Source organism: Succinimonas amylolytica DSM 2873, from assembly GCF_000378405.1.
Taxonomy (GTDB): Bacteria; Pseudomonadota; Gammaproteobacteria; order Enterobacterales; family Succinivibrionaceae; genus Succinimonas; species Succinimonas amylolytica.
On sequence record NZ_KB899636.1, the window covers coordinates 2,040,087 to 2,041,962 of the forward strand.

The 1,876-nt window shown below is 44.9% G+C and carries 1 protein-coding gene; it reads left to right on the forward strand.

All coding sequences use genetic code 11. The features are described 5' to 3' along the window. Positions 1-395 precede the first annotated feature (395 nt). A partial coding sequence (locus tag F557_RS19450) for an AAA family ATPase (protein ID WP_019001928.1) occupies positions 396-1,876 on the forward strand: 1,481 nt, incomplete at its 3' end.

Here is a 1,876-nt window from a genome sequence, read left to right on the forward strand (position 1 = left end):
ACGGATCAGGTTCAGAGATACAAATCGGCCCTGGAATTCCGGGACAGAGAGGTTAAGGCCTATGCCATGGTGTTTGCCGGTTCCGAGTGTGTGCACTGCGGGTAATTTTCATTCCGGGGTCTGCCGCCGCTGCCATGCCTGGCATGGAGAGCCGGTTATCAGGTACAGCTATGCCTTCACTGCAATTCGGCGGCGGATTACATTCCGCAAAACGGTCATCGATATTGATATTTGGGGTAAATGCCTTTAATATCTGACAGTGAGGGTTAGGCATTTTTCCGATTTCTGGTGAAGATCGGCAATAAATTAGCACTGCATAGATTTTGTTCGTTAGCGGACTGAGCTTAAAATGCAGTGCCAGGCGATTTCAGGGAAGAAGGGATAAAGGATTCATTATGAGCGAAGAAAAGGCTGAACTGTTAAGCACTCCGTACGGTGAGGTTGCTTACGAATCATTTCGTAAACTTGGGTTTGCCTTTGCAGATAAAAGCGCGGTGATTAAAGAACTGGAAAGTAAAAACATGTCACGCTACCCGGTTCTGCTGCGTCCGAGACGTTTCGGTAAAAGCACCTTCGTGCAGATGCTGAAATGCTTCTACGACATCTCATACAAAGACAGGTATGAGGAAATCTTTAAGGGAAAGAGTATCTATACAAAAAATCTTCCCAGTCATAACACCTATCATGTAATTGATTTTGATTTTTCCGGAGTATCTGGATATACGGAAGATACCCTGGTGAGAAGTTTTATTGTTGCAGTTAAAAGTGGGATAACAGACTTCATAAGTCGTTATCCTGATTTTATCTTTAAGCCTGCAGAAGCAGAAATGGAAACTCCTTCCAGCTTTATCAGGTCCTTCTTTAATACTTATAAGCTGTATCCTTCCAAAAAGTCACTTTACCTGATGGTTGACGAATATGACAATTTTGCCAACAGTATTCTCTCTCAGGATTTAGAACTGTTCAGGGCCATTACCGGCACCGGCGGATTCCTTAAGGATTTCTATGCAGCCATAAAAGACGGTGCTAAAAGCGTTGTTGCCAAAACCTTTATTACCGGAGTATCATCTGTGTCTCTTGATTCTCTAACCTCCGGATTCAATATTGCACTTAATGTTACTTCGGATGACTGCTTTAACGAATATGCCGGCTTTACCGAAGATGAACTTGCCACTCTGATACCTCAGCTCGTCGATATCAGACAGCTGGGAGTCGGTGCGGAAGAGATCATAGCCAGAATGAAACCGGTGTACGATGGCTACTGCTTCAGTCCGGAGGCAGAACACACGGTGTTCAATTCCTCCATGTGTCTTTATTACCTGAGAGCAGTACAGAAAAAACACAAATTTCTCCCTCCGGAAGATTATCTGGATCCGGCATCAGACCATGATGGCTCCAAACTTAGGCAGCTCTTTGACATCGCTGAAGACGGAATTACCGATGAGATCGTAGAAAACTATCTGGGAAATGAGCTGTTTTTTCTGAATAAGCTGGCGGAAAACATCAACCTGAATAAGGCTGCAAAATATAACCGGGAGCAGCTGCTGTCCATGCTTTATTATCTCGGCTATCTGACTATTGACAGTAAGGCCTCAGACAGCTCGGCACTGGCTCTCAGAATCCCCAATCTTTTCATGTCAAAACTGTTTGCCCGGTGCATTGCGGACATGCGGTTAAAAACAAGCTGCGTATTCACCGATTCTGTCCTGGACATAACTGCGCTGCGGGACGTCAGGGATGACATTGCCTCCTTTGCAGCATCCTGCACCGAATTTCTGAGCGGTATTTTTACCAATCAGGTACTGACGCATATGAGTGAAATGGCTCTTAATCTGACACTCTATACCAAGCTGAAGTCACTGCGCGGGATAATTAC